18 protein-coding genes are annotated in these 17640 nt (G+C 69.0%); 10 read left to right on the forward strand and 8 right to left on the reverse strand.

Annotation, left to right across the window (positions count from 1 at the left end; all coding sequences use genetic code 11):
* Positions 1 to 45: 45 nt before the first annotated feature.
* Genes ACCO44_RS00835 through ACCO44_RS00845 form a run of 3 tightly spaced genes read right to left on the reverse strand, consistent with a single transcriptional unit; the run spans position 46 to position 2715 of the window.
* Positions 46 to 807: a LysM domain-containing protein gene (locus ACCO44_RS00835; RefSeq protein WP_372467864.1), complete on the reverse strand. Its 762-nt coding sequence runs from the start codon at positions 805 to 807 to the stop codon at positions 46 to 48.
* A 49-nt stretch (positions 808 to 856) separates the two neighbouring features.
* Positions 857 to 1495, reverse strand: a complete 639-nt coding sequence (locus tag ACCO44_RS00840; RefSeq protein ID WP_029263193.1) for a response regulator transcription factor — start codon at positions 1493 to 1495, stop codon at positions 857 to 859.
* On the reverse strand, positions 1483 to 2715 hold the full coding sequence (locus ACCO44_RS00845; RefSeq protein WP_372467865.1) for a sensor histidine kinase: 1233 nt from the start codon (positions 2713 to 2715) through the stop codon (positions 1483 to 1485). Before ACCO44_RS00845 ends, ACCO44_RS00840 begins: the two co-directional genes overlap by 13 nt.
* Before the next feature lie 108 nt (positions 2716 to 2823).
* On the opposite strand from ACCO44_RS00845, the gene ACCO44_RS00850 reads away from it, so the two are divergent.
* The 3 genes from ACCO44_RS00850 to ACCO44_RS00860 all read left to right on the forward strand — a co-directional run bounded on the left by ACCO44_RS00850 (position 2824) and on the right by ACCO44_RS00860 (position 7016).
* Complete coding sequence (locus ACCO44_RS00850) at positions 2824 to 3591, forward strand: ABC transporter ATP-binding protein (RefSeq protein WP_372467866.1); 768 nt, start codon at positions 2824 to 2826, stop codon at positions 3589 to 3591.
* Positions 3591 to 6128, forward strand: a complete 2538-nt coding sequence (locus tag ACCO44_RS00855) for an FtsX-like permease family protein (RefSeq protein ID WP_372467867.1) — start codon at positions 3591 to 3593, stop codon at positions 6126 to 6128. Before ACCO44_RS00850 ends, ACCO44_RS00855 begins: the two co-directional genes overlap by 1 nt.
* A gap of 249 nt (positions 6129 to 6377) precedes the next feature.
* Entirely contained in the window at positions 6378 to 7016 is a 639-nt protein-coding gene (locus ACCO44_RS00860) for a hypothetical protein (RefSeq protein WP_372467868.1), read from the forward strand.
* A gap of 23 nt (positions 7017 to 7039) precedes the next feature.
* On the opposite strand, the gene ACCO44_RS00865 is transcribed toward ACCO44_RS00860, so the two are convergent.
* The 4 genes from ACCO44_RS00865 to ACCO44_RS00880 form a co-directional block, all read right to left on the reverse strand.
* The gene (locus tag ACCO44_RS00865) at positions 7040 to 8380 is read right to left on the reverse strand and encodes a threonine/serine exporter ThrE family protein (protein ID WP_372467869.1); all 1341 of its coding nucleotides are present in this window, start codon (positions 8378 to 8380) and stop codon (positions 7040 to 7042) included.
* 1 nt (position 8381) lies between these two features.
* Positions 8382 to 9737: an anaerobic C4-dicarboxylate transporter family protein gene (locus ACCO44_RS00870; protein WP_029263187.1), complete on the reverse strand. Its 1356-nt coding sequence runs from the start codon at positions 9735 to 9737 to the stop codon at positions 8382 to 8384.
* Entirely contained in the window at positions 9734 to 10474 is a 741-nt protein-coding gene (locus ACCO44_RS00875) for a peptidase E (protein ID WP_105712195.1), read from the reverse strand. Before ACCO44_RS00875 ends, ACCO44_RS00870 begins: the two co-directional genes overlap by 4 nt.
* Before the next feature lie 104 nt (positions 10475 to 10578).
* Entirely contained in the window at positions 10579 to 11316 is a 738-nt protein-coding gene (locus ACCO44_RS00880) for an SGNH/GDSL hydrolase family protein (protein ID WP_372467870.1), read from the reverse strand.
* 173 nt (positions 11317 to 11489) lie between these two features.
* Between ACCO44_RS00880 and ACCO44_RS00885 the strand changes: the two genes are divergently transcribed.
* From ACCO44_RS00885 to ACCO44_RS00915, 7 genes are all read left to right on the forward strand, one after another.
* Positions 11490 to 11756, forward strand: a complete 267-nt coding sequence (locus ACCO44_RS00885) for a hypothetical protein (protein ID WP_372467871.1) — start codon at positions 11490 to 11492, stop codon at positions 11754 to 11756.
* Between the two features lie 12 nt (positions 11757 to 11768).
* Positions 11769 to 12641 (forward strand): non-hydrolyzing UDP-N-acetylglucosamine 2-epimerase, encoded by an 873-nt coding sequence (wecB, locus tag ACCO44_RS00890; protein ID WP_372469432.1) that lies wholly within the window; start codon positions 11769 to 11771, stop codon positions 12639 to 12641.
* A gap of 36 nt (positions 12642 to 12677) precedes the next feature.
* Entirely contained in the window at positions 12678 to 14024 is a 1347-nt protein-coding gene (locus tag ACCO44_RS00895; protein ID WP_372467872.1) for a glycosyltransferase, read from the forward strand.
* The gene (locus ACCO44_RS00900; RefSeq protein ID WP_372467873.1) at positions 14024 to 14554 is read left to right on the forward strand and encodes a hypothetical protein; all 531 of its coding nucleotides are present in this window, start codon (positions 14024 to 14026) and stop codon (positions 14552 to 14554) included. The genes ACCO44_RS00895 and ACCO44_RS00900 overlap by 1 nt, the downstream gene beginning before the upstream one ends.
* Positions 14555 to 14713: 159 nt before the next feature.
* A complete protein-coding gene (locus tag ACCO44_RS00905; RefSeq protein WP_372467874.1) occupies positions 14714 to 15844 on the forward strand; it encodes an MFS transporter in 1131 nt (376 codons plus the stop codon).
* A gap of 37 nt (positions 15845 to 15881) precedes the next feature.
* Positions 15882 to 16409 (forward strand): cytochrome C5, encoded by a 528-nt coding sequence (locus ACCO44_RS00910; protein ID WP_105712201.1) that lies wholly within the window; start codon positions 15882 to 15884, stop codon positions 16407 to 16409.
* A 9-nt stretch (positions 16410 to 16418) separates the two neighbouring features.
* Complete coding sequence (locus tag ACCO44_RS00915; protein WP_372467875.1) at positions 16419 to 16847, forward strand: hypothetical protein; 429 nt, start codon at positions 16419 to 16421, stop codon at positions 16845 to 16847.
* A 97-nt stretch (positions 16848 to 16944) separates the two neighbouring features.
* On the opposite strand, the gene ACCO44_RS00920 is transcribed toward ACCO44_RS00915, so the two are convergent.
* On the reverse strand, positions 16945 to 17598 hold the full coding sequence (locus ACCO44_RS00920) for a hypothetical protein (RefSeq protein ID WP_372467876.1): 654 nt from the start codon (positions 17596 to 17598) through the stop codon (positions 16945 to 16947).
* Positions 17599 to 17640 lie beyond the last annotated feature (42 nt).

Below are 17640 nucleotides of genomic sequence, written 5' to 3' on the forward strand. Positions count from 1 at the left end.
GCGCGGGAACGACCGCCGACGTACCGGCGGGGAGAGCGCCTGCTGCTACGGGAACATGCGGCGGAGCAGCGGCAGGTCCTCGTCGCTCAGCGCCTGCGTGATCACGGCCGCCGTCTCCGGGGGCATGTCCTTCTCCAGGCGCTGCCACAGGAACCGCGCGGCACCCAGGTCTGCGGTGGCGACGGCGGTCGAGAACGCCGCCACACCGTCGTAGTACGGGATGGTCGACGACCCGGGTGCGGCGTTGTACGGCGAGTAGATGTCGACGAACGGAAGCGTCGGATCCGGGCGCAGGTAGAGGACGTCCCCGGGTGCGATCGGCTCAAAGCCGCGCACATGGTTGAAGCTGCCGACGGTGACGTAGTCGACGCAGAAGCGCTCGCCGATCGCGATGAGGCTGTCGCCGGCCTGCACCTCGTAGGAGAAGATCTCGCCGTCGGCATCGAGGGTCACGGGTCCGCTCGCCAGCTCCGACTCGCCCATCTCGACGAGTTCGCCCAGGAGCTTGGCATGCATCGTTTCGCCGTCGTCGCTTCCGATGTTGATGAACGCGTTGGTGGTGCAGTCGCCGGGACCGCCGGCGGGAACGCTGATGCCGTCGCCGAGAGAGACGAGGCTCTCTTGGGCCGGATCCTCGGGCGCCGGCGTCGGGGCCGTGGAGGGTTCGGCGGCGAAGCGCTCCGACGCCCAGGAGGCGACGCCGAACACCGCGGGGGCGGCGCTGACCACGGCAGGGGCCGCGGCGGCGAACAGCCCGGCGACGGCCACGACGACGACGGCGGTGGTGATCTTGGTGGAGCGTTTCATCCCCGTCAGCATGGCATCGAAGCGCGCCTGAGCGCCAGGGCGGATGCCGTCAGGTGCGGAGGTACGCGAGCACGGCCAGCACGCGCCGGTGCCCGCTGTCGCTGGACGCGAGCCCGAGCTTGCCGAAGATGTTGCCGATGTGCTTGCTCACCGCGGTCTCGGTCACGAAGAGTCGCCCGGCGATGGTGCCGTTGTCGAGCCCCTCGGCCATGAGCCCGAGCACCTCGCGCTCGCGCGGGGTGAGCGTCTGCACCGGATCGTCGGCGCGACGGCGGCTCATCAGCTGCGAGATCACCTCGGGGTCCATCACCGTGCCCCCGGCGGCCACGCGGTTCAGGGCATCGATGAACGAGGCGACCTTGCCCACGCGCTCCTTCAAGAGGTAGCCGAGACCATCGGCGCCGGCTGCGAGGAGTTCGCCGGCATAGCGGTCCTCGACATAGGCCGACAGCACCAGCACGGGGAAGCCGGGTCGGCGGGCGCGCGCCTCGGCGGCGGCCTTCAACCCCTCGCTCGTGAAGGTCGGCGGCATCCGCACGTCGACCACCGCGGCATCCGCCTCGTCGAGTCGCTCCAGGAACCCTTCGGCGTTGTCGACCGCGGCCACCACGTCGAAGCCCTCGCTGCGCAGCAGCAGTGCCAGGCCCTCTCGAAGGAGGGTGTCGTCTTCGGCGATCACGATCCGCATGGCAGCTCCGCTCTCAGGATGGTGGGCCCGCCGGCCGGGCTCGTGAGCTCCAGCGTGCCCTCGAAGGCTTCGATGCGACGACGGATGCCGGCGATACCGCCGCCCGGACGCTCCGCGGCTCCGCCCCCACCGTCGTCCTCGACCGTGATGAGCAGCACCTCGCCCTCGCGGGCGACCTCGACGGAGGCCCGTGTCGCCGCGCTGTACTTGCTGACGTTGGTGAGGGCCTCGGCCACGACGAAGTAGCTGGCCGACTCGACCGCCGCCGGCACACGCCCGACATCGGCCGCCTCGATCGTGCAGGGAACGACGCTGCGCCCGGCGAGCGAGGCCAGCGCGCCTTCCAGCCCGAGCTCGTCGAGGATCGGCGGGTAGATGTCGTGCACGGTGCGGCGGAGTCCGGCGAGGGCGTCGGTCGCGGCATCCTGCGCTCGCCGCAGCGGTCCGAGCACGTCGCCCCCGGTCTCCTGCGCCCGCTCGGCGATCCCGAGCATCATGACGACGTTCACCAGGCGGTTCTGGGCCCCGTCGTGCAGGTCGCGCTCGATGCGGCGGAGTTCGGCGGCGTGCGCGTCGAGGGCGGCGGCCCGGCTGAGCGTGAGGGCGTCGACTCGGGCGGCGAGGCGCGACTTCTCGGGAGTCGCGAGCAGCTGGGCGGAGACGAATGAGACCAGCCGCGCGACGGCCGGGATCAGGAACACGGCGAGGATCGCATACGCCAGAGCGACGAGCGGCATCGTCGCCGCGAGCTCCCACGACGTGACCGGATACACGGAGCTGACGGGGTCGTCGGCGGGCGCGAACTGCCAGTAGTAGGTGATGGCGAGCGAGTTGACCGCCGCTACCGGGAGCGAGATCGTCAGCATGGAGAGGAACAGCACGGGGATCCCCTGCACCGCCAGCCACAGGAGGTCGCGACCCGTGGCGCGCGAGAACGCGAAGCGCAGACGGTCGTCGATGGTCGATGCGGGCGGCAGCACGTGGCCGATCGGCGGCAGCTCCTCGCCCCGGTAGGCGCCGACGCGACGGCGGTTCACATCCGTCCACCCGTGCAGGCCGCGGACCGCCTCGGGCATCAGCAGCACGCCGCCGGTGATGATCATGAGGGGGAGCAGGGCGAGCCCGAGGCTGAGGAACACCACGGACGCGATCGAGACTCCGGCCTCGACGGCCAGGTATCCCCAGGCGCGCAGCCAGCGTCGCATCCGTCCGTCCTTCACTCTCACAGTCTGCCGGAGGGGTCGGCCGAGCACGGTATAGCCAGCACCACCATCGATGCGGCAGCGGGCGGGATGGGATGCCGGATCGGCCGTCCCTAGCGTCGAATCATGACCTCCACACCACTCGCCCCCGCCGTCGATGCGGGCCCCGCCGAAGCGCTGCGCCTGCAGTCCGTCGTCAAGACCTACGGCGCAGGCGCCAGCCGCGTCACCGCCCTCCGCGGCGTGAACCTCGCCATCGCGAAGGGCACCTTCACCGCGATCATGGGCCCCTCCGGCTCGGGCAAGAGCACGTTGCTGCACAGTGCTGCGGGACTCGACCGGCCCAGCAGCGGCACCGTCCACCTCGGCGGAACCGAGATCTCGAGCCTGAAGGCACGTCAGCTCACGGCCTTCCGGCGCGACCACGTGGGCTTCGTGTTCCAGGCGTACAACCTGCTGCCGGCTCTGAACGTCGAGGACAACATCACCCTCCCGCTGCGGCTCGGCGGCCGGAGCCTCGAGGCGCGGTGGCTCGACTTCCTGCTCGACGCGGTGGGGCTCGCGGAGTTCCGTCACCGCCGCCCCTCCGAACTCTCCGGTGGCCAGCAGCAGCGGGTGGCGATCGCGCGCGCCCTCATCACCCGGCCGCACGTCGTGTTCGGCGACGAGCCGACCGGCGCGCTCGACTCGCGCTCGGGCAAGCAGGTGCTCGATCTGCTCGCTCACACGGCTCGGGAGCTGAACCAGACCGTCGTGGTCGTGACGCACGATCCCGTCGTGGCATCGCACGCCGATCGCGTGATCTTCCTCGCCGACGGCGCCTTCGCGGGATACCTCGACGGCGCCGACCCCGCGCAGATCAACGACCGCATGAGCGCATTGGGGGAGTGGTGATGTCGGGGCCGCTGGGTTTGGGCCGACTCGTCCGGGCGGATCTTCGCCACCACCGCCGGAGTTTCATCGGAGTCGCGGTCGCCGTGTTCGTCGCGAGCGCTCTGGTGACGGGCCTCGGCGTGCTCGTCGAATCCGGCATGCGCGGCGGGCTCGCCCCCGAACGCTATGCCGCGGTGGATGTGGTCGTGGGTGCGCCGCAGCAGGTGGATGTGCCGGAGGACCTCCCCGTTCCGTTGCGGGAGCGCGCGTCGCTGCCCGCCGACGCGGCGCGTGACATCGCCGCGCTGCCGGGGGTCGACCGCGTCGTGGCCGACGTGACCGTTCCGCTCGTGCTGCAGGGCGCAGGTACGGATGCGGATGCCGATGGCGCCGCGCCCGTCGTCGTCGAAGCACACCCGTGGGAGGCCACGGCGCTGACCGGTTTCGAACTGCGCGAGGGGCGGGAACCCGCGGCGGCCGACGAGGTCGTCGTCACTACGGGCAGCGGCCAGGCCGTGGGTGGCACGGTCGTCCTAGCTCACGGCGGCATCCCCTCGGAGTACCGCGTCGTCGGTGAGGTCACAGCCCCCGCGGCACCCGAGCGGAGCGCACACGTGTTCCTCACGGAGCAGCGCATCGGCCGACTCGACCCCCACGACGGTGCCGCGCAGGCGCTGGGTGTCTTCGTCGCCGGGAACGACCCCGAGCAGACGGCCACCGCGATCCGCGAGGCTTTCCCCGAGCTCGTCGCCCGCACGGGAGACGCCCGTGGCGATGTGGAGTTCCTCGACTCGGGGGCGGCGCGTTCGATGCTTGTCGCCATCGGCAGCGCCTTCGTGGGCACCTGCATCCTCGTGGCGATGTTCATCGTGGCGGGCACGTTGTCGCTGTCGGTGCAGTCGCGCCGCCGCGACTATGCGCTGTTGCGGGCGGTCGGCGCGAGTCCGTCGCAGGTGCATTCGCTCGTGGCCCGCGAGGTGCTGTGGGTGTCGGCGGTCGCCGCGCTGCTGGGCATCGCGCCCGGATACCTGCTGTCGACCGTGCTGCAGTCGGCGTTCGTCACGGGAGGCGTCATCCCCGGCGACTTCGCCCTCGCCTTCAGTCCGCTTCCCGCGGTCGGCGCGGTGCTGCTCGTACTCGCCGCCGCCTGGGGTGCGGCGCGCATCGCGGCCTCGAGGGTCGCGAAGCTCGACCCGGTCGAGGCGCTGCGCGAGTCGGCGACGGGTGCTCCCGCGATCGGTCTGACGCGGATCATCATCGGGATCGTGCTCGCCGCTGCCGGCATCTCGGTGTCGACGGTGCCGCTCGTGCTGCGTGGACAGATCGCGGCGGGCGCCGCGGCCGGTGCGGTGATGCTGCTCATCATCGCGCTCGCCATGCTCGGCCCGTGGCTCGTGTCGCTGAGCATGCGCCTGATCGGCAGCGTGCTGCGGCGGCTGTCGTCCGCGGGCTTCCTGGCTTCGGCGAATGCCGCGGCGAACAGTCGGCGTCTGGCCTCGGCCATCCTGCCGATCGCTCTTGGCATCGGGCTGGGACTCGTGCAGATCGGGGCCCCGTCGATCATCGCCGCCGAGGCCGCGACGCAGGCCACCGCCGGAGTCATCGCCGACCTGCGGGTGACGGCGCCGACCGGGCTCACGCCGGAGGCGGTCGAGGTGATCCGCGAGACCCCGGGCGTGACCGAGGCGTCGGGCGTCGCGCTCAGCGCCGCAGTGATCGATTCCTACGATTTCGAGGGGAAACTCGAGCGCGACGAGCACGTGCTGCAGGGCATCGATCCGGAGCGAGCGGCGCAGAGCCTCGACCTGCGCGTGCGTGAGGGGGCGCTCACCGACCTCGACGGCGCCACGACGGTGGCCGTGAGCACGGATGCCGCCCAGAGCCTCGGGCTCGACATCGGCAGCACGGTCACCGGCCACCTCGGCGACGGTTCGCCGTGGGAGGCCACGGTCGTCGCGGTCTACGAGCGCGGTCTCGGATTCGGGGACCTCACCATGGCCGCCGACGAGGTCAGCGCGCACACCACGGCCGGCCTGGATGCGTTCGCGCTCGCGACGGTCGATCCGGGTGCCCTCGATGACGTGCGTGCGGCGCTGACCGAGCGCGGTTTCGTCGTGAGCGACGGGTCGGGCCAGGAGGCAGCCGGTGCGGGTGCGCAGTCGCAGCAGGGGTGGGTGAACCTCATCGCGCTGCTGGTGATCCTCGGTTACATCGCGATCGCCGTAGTGAACACGCTCGTGATGGCGACCGGAGAGCGCTCGCGGGAGTTCGCCCTGATGCAGCTGATCGGCTCGTCCCGTGGTCAGGTGCGTTCGATGATGCGGATCGAAGCCGTGCTGGTGGCCGCGATCGGCATGGTGTTCGGCGTCGTGGTCGCGATCCCTCCGCTCATCGGAGTGAGCATGGGCATCTCGGGTCGGCCGATTCCCGCGCTGCCGGTGCTCGGGTCGCTGGCGATCATCGGTGCGATGGGAGCTCTCGCGCTCGTGGCGCTGTGGGCGGGAACCACCGCCGCCATGCGCACCCGTCCGATCGACGAGATCGGGTCGCGGCAGTAGGGCACCCAGGCCCCGGGGCGGTGTCGAGACCCCCTCCTCCCGATGTCAGGAGCCGGGGGTTTCGACGTAAGCGGGAATCTCGAGGATGGGAGTCTGGGTCTTCTGTTTCTCTCTTTAGAGCGTTTTATTGATATCTAATAAAGCGAGATCGCTCAGGAGCGTGAACGAGGAATCGCCATCCTGATCGACGAGGTTCAATTCCTCAGCACTCGGCAACTCGAGGCCCTCATCCAGGCTGTGCATAAGACCGTGCAACGGAAACTGCCGATCACCTTCGTGGGGGCAGGGCTGCCGCAGATCGCAGAGCTTGCCGGCGATGCCAAGTCCTACGCCGAACGCCTCTTTCAGTTTCCGAAGATCGACTCCCTCAACGAGCCTGACGCACGTCAAGCACTGATCGAACCGTCCCGAGCGGAGGGAGTCACTTTCGAGAGCGGCGCCATCACTCTTGCGCTCGAGATCTCCCAGGGATATCCGTACTTCATTCAAGAACTCGGGTTCCAGGTGTGGGAGATTGTGGAAAGCTCTCCGATCACTCGAGACGACGTCGAAACGGCTCGGGAGGGCTACGAGGCAAAACTCGACAGCTCGTTCTTCCGAGTCAGACTCGACCGCGCAACGCCGCTCCAAACCGCCTACATGCGTGCCATGGCCGAGCTCGGGCCTGAGGCTCAGAAGGCTTCCGACGTCGCCAAGGTCATGGGGCGAGAGTCGACCCAGCTCGGCCCCACCCGGGCCGAGCTCATCGACATGGGACTCCTCTATACGCCAGAGCACGGCTACGCCGCATTCACCGTGCCCGACTTCGACAAGTTCATGATGCGCGCAGTACCTACCCTGGTTGTTCCTGAACTGCAGAAGAGAACACGAAAGAAGAAGCAGGACTGAATCGGCAAAGGTGTCCGCGTCGCCTACCTCCGGCGATCCGCCCGGTTCCGGCCCAGCCGCCGCAACGGGGCAGTGACCCGCGACCAGAAGCTCGGCTCCCTCTCCGCTTCCGGTGCGGGCAGCGCCACGGCGAACTGCACGAACTCCTCGGCCCCGTGGTGCACGACGCGATACAGCGCGGTGCCGATCAGCACACCGAGGGCGATCGACATGATCGAGGTGAGCGCCGCCGTGAAGTCGGCGAGCCCGTTGTCGGTCGCGAACGCCTCGGTGAGACCCACGAGCCCGGCAGCACCCGGCACGAGCAGCCAGAACGCCGGGAGGAAGGTGAGTTGCGACGGAGCCCCGTGGCGCAGTCCGGCGATCCAGAACACGACCGGGGTGACGGCGACGGCGCCCACGAAGCCGCCGATCGTGGGGTCGATGAACTCGCTGCCGACCCACTGGCCGACGTACGCGACCAGGAGCGCGATGAGTACCCATCCGAACGTCGAGGCGGGAGCGGAGAAGTGCAGGTAGTTCCCCACCGCGAACACGAGTACGCCGAGCAGGCCGACCCACCAGGGCAGGAAGGAGGAAGCGGCAAGCGGCTCATACGACCGGGACTCCACGCCCACGATCGCACCGGCGGCGAGGATCCCGAAGGCCAGCAGCGCGAGCTGCACGAAGCCGTAGACGAGCCGCGCGGCCCCCGAGATCATCTGCCCTGCGGCGAGTTCGACCGTCGCGGTGGTGAGCACGCCTCCGGGCAGGAAGGTCACCAGCGGTGCGATCAGCAGTCGGATGGGGTCGCCGATCTCGATCACCTCCGCGAGCAGGAAGACCGCGCCCGCACACACGAAGGCGGCGGCGATGGGCAGGATCAGCTGCAGAGTCGGGGAGCGCACGAGCTTGAGGAGTCCGATCCCGAAGCCGAGGACGAACGCGACGATCACGCCCTGCCAGGTGGGGGCCAGCAGCAGCGCCAGACCGGCCGTGAGCACGCCGTGCCCGAGCGTCCGGGTGAACCAGCCCAGCCGCGGCCGCATCGCCCCGATCTCGTTCAGCCGTCGTATGCCGTCGAGCGGCGGGACGGCACCGGTCCGTGCTTCCCCGATCAGGTCGTACAGTGCGGCGATCTGATCGAACCGGAAGGAGGCGTTGGTCGCCGAGCGGATGGCGACCCGGGACTCATCCGATTCGCCGGTCTCGACGAGGATGATGGTCGGCAGCACGACGAAGTCGGTGTCGTCTCCGCCGTAGGCCCGAGCGACGTCGGCGAGGGTGTCGCGGATGCGGTCGACGGACTCCGCCGAGGCGTTCATCCCCTGGGCCAGCCCGAGCAGGAACTGGCGGAGCGCCGAACGGTCGACGGTGTCGGTCATGTCAGCTGATCAGGAAGGAGAGGCCCACCCCGACGACGATGGCGACGCCCACGTAGACGAGGTTCGGCAGCTGGAACGAGTGGTCGAAGACGTACTTGCCCATCTTCGTCGTGCCGGTCTGGTCGAAGGCGACGGTGGCGACCTGGCTGCCGTTGGCGGGCAGGGTGTAGATGCCCATCGTCGACGGCCACAGTCCCACCAGCAGCGGCGCCGGGAGCCCGATCGTGATGCCGATCGGGACGATCGCATTGGTCGCACTCGATTGGCTGGTGGTGAGCATCGCGACCGCGAACAGCGCCATCGCGAAGAGCAGTGCCCCGAGGAACGCCGACGATCCGGAGACGACGGATCCGAGCCCGTCGACGATGAGCGTCTGGTTCGCCGCGACGAACGTGTTGGCGAGCCACGCGATACCGAAGAGGGCGATCGCGCCGACGATGCCGGCGGGGAACGTGGGCTGCTTGGGGACGTCGGCGGCCTTGACCTTGCAGAAGACGAAGATCAGGGCGGCGATGATGCCCATCGTGACCTCGATGATAACGGTCACGCTGAGACGCACCGGGTCGCCGGCGTCGTCGGTGCCGATCACGGGACGCAGCCCTTCGAACAGGCCGAAGAACACGATCACCCCGACGCCGATGAGGAAGAGCGTGGCCGAGAGCACGGCGGTCTTCGGAAGCTTGTTCTCGTGCGCGTCGGTCTGCGGCGGCTTGATCTGCCCCTCCTTCAGACGGCGCTGGAACTCCGGGTCGTCCTCGAGGTCCTTGCCGTGGCGCATCATGACGAGCGCGGCGACGAACAGCCCGGCGATGGAGGCCGGCCACATGATGAGCAGCAACTGGCCGAGGTCGACGCCCTGCGGCGCGAGCAGCACGACCATCGAGGCGGTAGCTGCCGAGACGGGAGAGCACAGGATGCCGACCTGCGAGGCGACGGCCGAGACCGACAGGGCGCGCTCGGGGCGGATCTTCTGCTGGTACGAGACGTCATAGATCACGGGCAGCAGCGGGTAGAAGATGTTCCCCGTACCGGCGCCGACCGTGAAGAGGAACGACATCGCCGGGGCGAGGAACACGACCGATTTCGGCTTGCGTCTGATCACCTTCGCCGCGACCGACACCATCCAGTCGATGCCGCCGGCCGCTTGCATGGTGGATGCCGCGGTGATGACCGTGATGACGATGAAGACCGCGTCGACCGGGGCGTTGCCCGGCGCTTCGCCGAACACGAAGATGAGCACGGCCACGCCGACCAGGCCCCAGACGCCGAGGCCGATCCCGCTCGTGCGGGTGCCCATGTAGATCGCGCCGATGACGACGATCAGCTGCGCGATGAGGATCCACACGTTGTCGTTCATGACGACGGCCCCTTCACGATCGGGGCGTTCCCCGTGAGTACCTTCGTCGCGAGCTGCGTCTCGACGATCTTCCCGTCGATCGCCTCGACCCGCAGCGCGAGAGCATCTTCGACCGGGCTGATCGCGGTGACGAACTCGGAGTTCTCGAAGTGCAGCGACTGCAGGTTTCCGACCGCGTATCCAGTCGAGAGCTCGCCGCTCAACAGCGAGGCGTGGAAGAGGGGGCGCCGCTGATCCTCGGCGTCGTAGTGCGGGCAGAAGCTGCCGTGCAGGAAGCCGAGCCCCTCGGGCAAGACCTGCAGGGTCGGCCCGTAGCTGTCGGTCGTGCCGCCCTCGAACCAGCAGATGCCGCCGGCGCTGCCTCCGGTGAACACGACGTTCGAGTCGGGGTCCTCCCACATCTCGCGCATGATCTCGTCCAGGCCCTGCCGCTTCCACACGTCGAGCATGTTCGCGGTGTTGCCGCCGCCGACGTGGATCACGTCGAAGCCCTTCACGAAGCCCGCGAGGTCGTCGACCGCGCGATGGAACAGCGGCAGATGGTGCGGCGCGCACCGGTCCGAGTCGTACGTGGAATAGAAGCTCAGGATGTACGCGGCGTCATCGCCGGTCGCCGTGCCGACGAAGAGGACCCGGGGTCGCTCCTTGCCGGTCAGCTCGAGGATGTAGTCGTGCGTCGGATCGTTCCGACGCTCCATCATGGCCTTGCCGGCCCCGGTTGCCACCACGTGAGACATGCCCCCACCTCTCGACGACTGCGAATGCGCTCAACCTAGTGGCGCACCGAGGCCAGCGTCCAGAGTGCTTTCACCCCGGAAGGGCGACCCGTCGGCCGGGGTGTTCAGCCGTTGACGCGCGCGGTGGCGACGAGGCCTTCGAGGAGGGCGTGCGTGCGCGCCCGAGGCCCGTCGGGGCGCAGGCCGAGCACGTTCGCGAGTTCGAGGGCCAGGGCGGCGTGTCCGGTCGCGCTCGGGTGGAACGGGTCGTTCATGAGCCCCCAGGGGACTCCGCCCGCGCCGAGCTCGGCGAAGCGCGCGAACTGGTCGACGAGGATCACGTCTTCGCTCGCGGCGACCTCGCGCACGGCCTGGGCGAACTCGCCGATCCGCGCGCGCTCCGGGGCATTGCGGGTGTCGATCGCCGGCGGGGTCTGCAGCACGGGGATCGCCCCGAGCGCGCGCACCCGCGCCACGAAGTCCCGCAGCGATGCGGCGTAGTCCGCCGCCGAGATCACCTCGCGGGGGCCGCCCTCCGAGGCGTCGTTGGTGCCGATCATGAGGGTGACCACATCCGGCCGCCAGGACGCGACGCGGCGGTCCCAGTCATCGAGCAGGTCGACGATGCGGTTGCCGCTGATCGCCGTGTTCAGCACGATGTCGCGCACGCGCTCCAGCTCACCGCGGATCAGCTCGTGCAGGTGCTCCGGATAGCTGCGTCCGCCCTGGGTGTGCACCAGGCCGTGCGTGATCGAGTCGCCCGTGATGATCCAGTTCAGCGGAGCCGGATCGGCCAGTGCGGCGGCGAGGCGACCGAGGTCGGAGGCGGCGGATGCGGGGGCGGAGGATGCGGCGTTCGACACGGCTCGAGCCTATCGGCGCAGCAGCTCCCGTCGACGAATGCCGGAACGTCGATATACGTGCCCGGATCCACGCGCTCGGCGGACGCGGCGACACGTACTGTCGGTGCGGACCCACCGGAAATCACTCATCATGTCGGCCACGGGAAGCCTCCCGGGGGCCGATCGAGGTACCCATGAACAAGTGCTCGACACCGACCGCACCCGCCCACCTGCCGAAGTCCTCGGTGATGATCGTGTTCGGAACCCGTCCCGAGATCGTCAAGCTCGCCCCGCTGGTCCGCAGCCTCGGCGATGCCGCTTACGTCGTCCACACCGGTCAGCACTATGACCGCGACATGTCGGCCGTGTTCCTGAAATCGTGCGGAATCACGCGGGTGCACCGCCAGCTTCGCGTGGGCGGGCTCCCGCGGGCCGCGCAGATCGGCCGCGGGGCCGAGTAGATCGCGCAGGCGATCGACGAGGTCGAGCCGAGCTACGTCGTCGTGCAGGGAGACACGAATGCCACGATCGCGGCCGCGCTCGCCGCGAACGCCTCGGGTGTGCGGCTCGGGCACGTCGAAGCGGGGCTGCGCGCCAACGATCGCCGGATGCCCGAAGAGCACAACCGGATCATGGTCGACCACATCGCCGACGACCTGTTCGCGGCGACCCAGGCGAACCGCGCCAACCTGCTCGCGGAGGGCATCGACGAGGAGCGCATCCATGTGACCGGGAATCCCGTGGTCGAAGCCGTCCGCACGCAGCGCGCCGCCGCCGGCTCCGACGTCGACGAGCTGGAGCGCATCGATGTCGAGCCTGCGGAATACGTGCTCGCGACCCTGCACCGGCAGGAGAACGTCGATTCTGCGGACAACCTCTTCGCGACGCTGCACGCACTCAACGACATCGCCGCATCGGGGTGGCCGGTCGTCTTCCCCGTGCACCCGCGGACCCGGGCGATGCTGAGGGCACTCGACGCGGAGCACCTGCTCGACGCGCTGATCGCCGAAGAGCCGTACACCTACGAGCGATTCCTCGCGCTCGCTTCGCACGCCGCCGTGCTGGTCTCCGATTCCGGCGGCATCCAGGAGGAGGCGACGGTGCTCGGGCGCCCGGTCCTCGTGGTCCGGGACTCGACCGAACGTCCCGAGGCGCTCGGTTCCTTCACCCGTCTGGTCACCCCGCAGACCCTCGCGACAGAGACCTCCGCCCTGCTCTCGACGGTGACCCGCACCCTCGCCGACCTCGATGCCCTGCCGTCGCCGTTCGGCGACGGCCATGCCACGGAGCGCATCGCGGAGCACATCCGATCCGCCGTCTCGACCGCCCGTGACGAGAGCGCATGATGCGTCGTCGGCTATCCGCCGCTGTTCGAGGTCGCGATGCTCGTCGCCGCTAGCGCCATATCGTTCATCGTCACGCTGACGTTCCTCGTCTACGTCTTCATGATCATCGTTCCCTTCCTCCGCCGCACTCCGGACCCCGATGGCCGCGTGGATGCCTTCGCATGGCACGTCTTCGTGCCGTGCCGGGATGAGGAGGTCGTCATCTCGCGAACCATCCGGATGCTCCGCTCCACGGTGCCGGAGGCGCACGTCTGGGTGATCGACGACGACAGCGACGACCGCACCGCGTCGATCGTCCAGTCGGCCGCCGAGGCGGACTCCTTCGTGCATCTCGTCCAGCGCCGGCGCCCCGAGGCGAGGACCGGCAAAGGGGATGCGCTCAATGCCGCGTACTTCGCGCTGAACGCGTTCCTTCCCGCCGACGCCGACCGTTCGCGCGTCGTCGTGTGCGTCGTCGATGCGGATGGCGAGGTGGCCGAGAACATCCTCCGCAAGGCCGCCTCGCCCCACGCGTTCGGCGATCCCGAAGTCGGGGCGGCGCAGGTCACCGTCTACATGAAGAACCGCGACGATCGGCGCCCGGTCCCGGACGCCGGGTGGGCCCGCAACACGTTCGGACGATTCCTCATCCGGATGCAGGACCTCGAGTTCCGCGGGCCGATCGCCGCGATCCAGTCCCTCCGCGGCTGGACCGAGACCGTGGGCCTCGGCGGCAACGGCCAGTTCACGCGCCTGTCGGTTCTGGACGACATCGCCGCGAGATCCGACAGGCCGTGGCACGGCTCTCTTCTGGAGGACTACGAGCTGGGCATCCACGTGCTGCTGGCGGGGCATAAGAACCGTCACCTGCACGACACCTACGTCGCCCAGGAGGCGCTGCACGATTTCCGACGGTTCACGGTCCAACGCACGCGCTGGGCACAGGGGAACATGCAGTGCATCCGATACATCCCCGAGATCGTCCGATCTCCCGTGCTCACGAACGCCGGCATTCTCGAGATCTGCTACTACCTGCTTCTCCCGGTCTTCCAGGTGGTGGCCAGCCTCGCCGCTGCGACCCTGGTCGTCGGGGCGATCGTGGGAGTGGTCTCCGGGGCATTCGCCCTCCCCTGGGGCTTCCTGCCCGTCCTCGCCATCCTCTTCCTCCTCTTCGGCATCGGCCCCTTCTTCATCTGGGGGCCGCTCTACCGCCGGTACAGCGAGCCCGATGCCGGATTCTGGACGGGCGTCCTCTGGGGATTCGGGATGTGGGTGTACGACTACTACGTCTATCTGACGGGTGCCCGCGCGCTCTATCGGATCGTCCGGGGCCGGAACGGGTGGGCGAAGACCCGCCGCAACGCGGAGATCGATGTGGCCGGTCCGATCGCGAATGACGCCTGATGTCACGCACCGCTTCGCTGCCTCCCCCCGTTCGCGTCTGGACTCCTCGCCGCTCTTCGCTCTCGATGAAGGTACGGCTGTTCGTGGGAGTGGGGTTGATCGCCGCCGCTGTCGTGCTCGTCTTCCTGGTGCCGCAGGTCGTCTCTCTGGAAACGGAGGTCGCTCGCCTCTGGCTGCCCACGATCACCCCTGGCGCGTTCACCGCGGCGGTCGAGTCCCCGGTGGTTTTCCTCGCCGCGCCGCTGTGGGGGCTCGGGGGTGTGATCCTGGCGGCGACCCGCGTCAGCGGGGTGCGGGTGTGCGTGTCGGTGGTCCTCTCCACCGTGCTGATCCTGGTGACGAACCAGGTGCGACTCGGCGTCTTCGCACGGGCAGCGGTGACGGCGGGATCCGCTGAGGGTTACGAGGTCGCCCTGCGTCTGGGTGGGTCCGTACTGAGCATCGTCGGATTCAGCGCCGCCTACCTGGTCTTCGTGATCGTGATCGCCGACCTGCCCCTGTTCGGCCGGAGGCGGATGCCGACAGGCTGAGCCTCGTCGGATACGCTGGGCGGGTGAGCCCTGAGTCGGATAGACGCTAGATCGCGGGTGTGAGCACACGTCGTGTGCTCCCCGCATCCTCGTCGACCTCACTCACCCGCCGCTCGGCGCGTTTCGCAGCGCCCGCGGCTCTGCGCGTCTGGATGCTCCATGCCGTTCCTCATCCCCGTCCTCGCTCTGGCGATCTTCGCCCAGGGCACCAGCGAGTTCATGCTCGCCGGTCTTCTCCTCCCCCTGTCCGCCGATCTCGACGTCGACCCTCCGACCGCCGCCCTGCTGACCTCCGCCTTCGCGGTGGGCATGGTGGTGGGCGCGCCGCTGATGGCGGTGTTCGCCAGCCGCTGGCGTCCGCGGCAGACCCTCGTGCTGCTCCTCGTGATCTTCATCGCCGCGCACGTGGTCGGCGCGATGGCCTCGTCGTTCTCGCTGCTGCTCCTCACCCGGGTGCTCGCCGCCCTGGCGAACGCCGGCTTCCTGGCGATCGCGCTGGCCACCGTGCGGGGCATCGTCGCGCCGGCGCAGACGACCAGGGCCGTCGCGGTCCTGCTCGCGGGCACGACGCTCGCGACGATCGTTGGCGTCCCCGCCGGCGCGATGCTCGCGAACGCCTTCGGATGGCCTTCCACCTTCTGGGCCGTGGTGCTGCTCTGCCTCCCGGCCGTCGTCGCGCTGCTCTTGGACCGCACGCTCGGCGCCGTTCCGCGCTCGCCGCGGATCGACGTGCGCGCCGAGGTCGCCGAGCTGCGTCGGCGACCGGTTCTCGTGGCCGTGGTGCTCGCCGTGCTCGTGAACGCCGCGACCTTCGGGGTGTTCACGTTCCTCGCCGTCGTCGGCGCGGATGCCGGGATCGATGCCGCCTGGATCCCGCTGCTCCTCGCCGTGTTCGGAATCGGCGCCTTCCTCGGGGTGGCCGCCACCGGTCGATGGGGTGCCCGCTGGGCGCGCACATGGATCGTGGTCGGTGCCGCGGCCACGACCGTCGTCTGGGTGGTCTTCGGCCTCGCTGTCGCGTCGGTGCCGGCCGTGTTCCTCGGGGCGCTGATCGGCGGGCTGCTGTCGTTCGCGGTCGGCTCCGCCCTGATCGCGCGCATCGTCGGTGAGGCCGAAGGTGCACCGGTGCTCGGCGGTGCCTATGCCACGGCGGCGTTGAACCTCGGCGCGGTCGGTGGTCCGGTGCTCGCCGGGATCGGGTACTCCGGTGTCGGCACTCCGGGCGTGCTGTTCGTCGCGGCGGGGATCACCGCCGTCAGCGTCGTGCTCACGCCGTTGCTGAGACGATGATCGCCCCGTAGCGCAATGGATGCGAAAGACTGGGGGCATGACTTCGCCTGTGCTCGACTCGCTCCTCGCCCGCATCGTCGAGAGCGGGCTGCTCGAAGACCCGATCGCCGAGAACGGTCTCGTCTACGGACGGGCGAGCATCGATGCGGCCGGCACCGTCGTGAACGTGAACGTCGACCCGGAACTCGACGAGCACCCGGAGGACGTCGATCACGAGGCGCTGATCGCGGCGGTGTCGCGCATCCTCTCGGTCGGCGAGTCCCGGTGGCGGGCCATCGTCGACGAGGTCGCCACCGACATCGATGACGCCGTCGACGACGAGCCCGTCATCGAGCAGATCGATCTGCGCGACGACCTCGAGGCGACATCGGTCGTCGTCTTCGCCGATGCCGTGCTGCTCGCGTTCCTCGCGCCGAAGCAGTTCCCGGACTCGCGGATCCTCGTGCAGCTCGACGAGGAGCTCGAGGTCGAGGGCGTCGAGGTGCGCGAGCTCGACGGCACCGAGACCGTCGACTTCGACACCCTCGACGAACTCCTCGATCACATCAGCCGCGCCGACGACTGATCTCGTCGCGTGGAAGACATCGCCGCTTCTCGCTCGGCCTCACCGCCTACATCTCGCCGGCCGGGACGCGGGAGCATCCTGCTGTCCGCGATCGGCGCGGCGGCGGTCGGCGTCGTGGTGACCTGGTGGATCACGACCGCGCAACGCGTGTCCGTGGCATCCGATGCCGACCTCTCATCCGTGCCGTTCGGCTTTCCGCTGCCCTGGATCACGCAGGACCACTCGTCGAACCCCTTCACGGCGTATCCGGCCGACGTCGCCCTACGGCTCACCGGTCGCACCGGCATCCCCTATCCGACCTCGTACGAGTGGCTGCCCTTCATCGGCGATGCGTTGATCTGGGGCGCGGCGGCCTGGGTGCTCGGGATGGTCATGCTTCCGGCCGTGGTGCGTACGATGCGCGCGAGGTCAGGCCGTCAGCTTCGATCCTTGAAGTAGACGAAAAAATGGTGCTGCCGGATCGCCGCCGCCATCGCCCATGCCCCCGCGATGCAGCCGGCGAGGACGGCGACCGCGCCTTTGCCACCTTCAGCGATCAGTGCGAACTGATCCGCCGGTCGCCCGCTGTGGTCAGTGGCGCACTCGAACACGTGGCGTAGAGGTCGGGGCCTTCATCGGTGAGGAAGGGGAATGCGAATTCTGGATTGTCGCGAAGATAATTCTCCAGAGAGTATGACGGATCGAGAGCGCCTAAGCGGATGAGGCAGTCGTAGATGAGTTCATTGGGGTCGCGGTTGCTCGGATTCTGCCGCTGGCTGTGCCACAGGCGGCCGAGTACCGTCTCGCCGGAATCGCCTTCGCATTCCGTCATCGCGTCCTGCACGCGTTCGTCCGAGAGACCGGCGCCGCGTTCGACACCGTAGGCGCCGTCCTCTTCGTACTCCACGAGTTCGATGTCGTGCTCATCGAGGCAATCGTCGAAGCGCTTGACCACCTCCGCCCACTCTTGTTCGGTGATCTCCTCATCGCGGATCACATCGCGGACAAAGCCGATATCGGCACTCAGCCACGTCTCTCGGTACTCGTCCGCATAGGTGCCCGTGAAGCGCGGAACGTCCCCTTCGGCGATGGAGGCGTCGGGTGTTGACCCACCAGGCGAGCAGGCGGTCAATGACGCCAGGCTGAGCGCGACACAAGCAGCAGCCATGCTCAATCTGGGAATGCCTGACATCACGACTTCGAACCTCACCCTGGGGTCAGTAGGAGCGCCAGCGATCCCTGGCGCTCCTCG

This window comes from Microbacterium maritypicum (assembly GCF_041529975.1).
Taxonomy (GTDB): Bacteria; Actinomycetota; Actinomycetes; order Actinomycetales; family Microbacteriaceae; genus Microbacterium.

Bases quoted from the DNA above. Each gene is read 5' to 3' on its own strand.
- ACCO44_RS00870 (WP_029263187.1), bottom strand. From the start codon at position 9,737: ATGAACGACAACGTGTGGATCCTCATCGCGCAGCTGATCGTCGTCATC.
- ACCO44_RS00840 (WP_029263193.1), bottom strand. From the start codon at position 1,495: ATGCGGATCGTGATCGCCGAAGACGACACCCTCCTTCGAGAGGGCCTG.
- ACCO44_RS00900 (WP_372467873.1), top strand. From the start codon at position 14,024: ATGTCACGCACCGCTTCGCTGCCTCCCCCCGTTCGCGTCTGGACTCCT.
- ACCO44_RS00850 (WP_372467866.1), top strand. From the start codon at position 2,824: ATGACCTCCACACCACTCGCCCCCGCCGTCGATGCGGGCCCCGCCGAA.
- ACCO44_RS00895 (WP_372467872.1), top strand. From the start codon at position 12,678: ATGCTCGTCGCCGCTAGCGCCATATCGTTCATCGTCACGCTGACGTTC.
- ACCO44_RS00875 (WP_105712195.1), bottom strand. From the start codon at position 10,474: ATGTCTCACGTGGTGGCAACCGGGGCCGGCAAGGCCATGATGGAGCGT.
- ACCO44_RS00905 (WP_372467874.1), top strand. From the start codon at position 14,714: ATGCCGTTCCTCATCCCCGTCCTCGCTCTGGCGATCTTCGCCCAGGGC.
- ACCO44_RS00910 (WP_105712201.1), top strand. From the start codon at position 15,882: ATGACTTCGCCTGTGCTCGACTCGCTCCTCGCCCGCATCGTCGAGAGC.
- ACCO44_RS00885 (WP_372467871.1), top strand. From the start codon at position 11,490: ATGAACAAGTGCTCGACACCGACCGCACCCGCCCACCTGCCGAAGTCC.
- ACCO44_RS00835 (WP_372467864.1), bottom strand. From the start codon at position 807: ATGAAACGCTCCACCAAGATCACCACCGCCGTCGTCGTCGTGGCCGTC.
- ACCO44_RS00855 (WP_372467867.1), top strand. From the start codon at position 3,591: ATGTCGGGGCCGCTGGGTTTGGGCCGACTCGTCCGGGCGGATCTTCGC.
- ACCO44_RS00865 (WP_372467869.1), bottom strand. From the start codon at position 8,380: ATGACCGACACCGTCGACCGTTCGGCGCTCCGCCAGTTCCTGCTCGGG.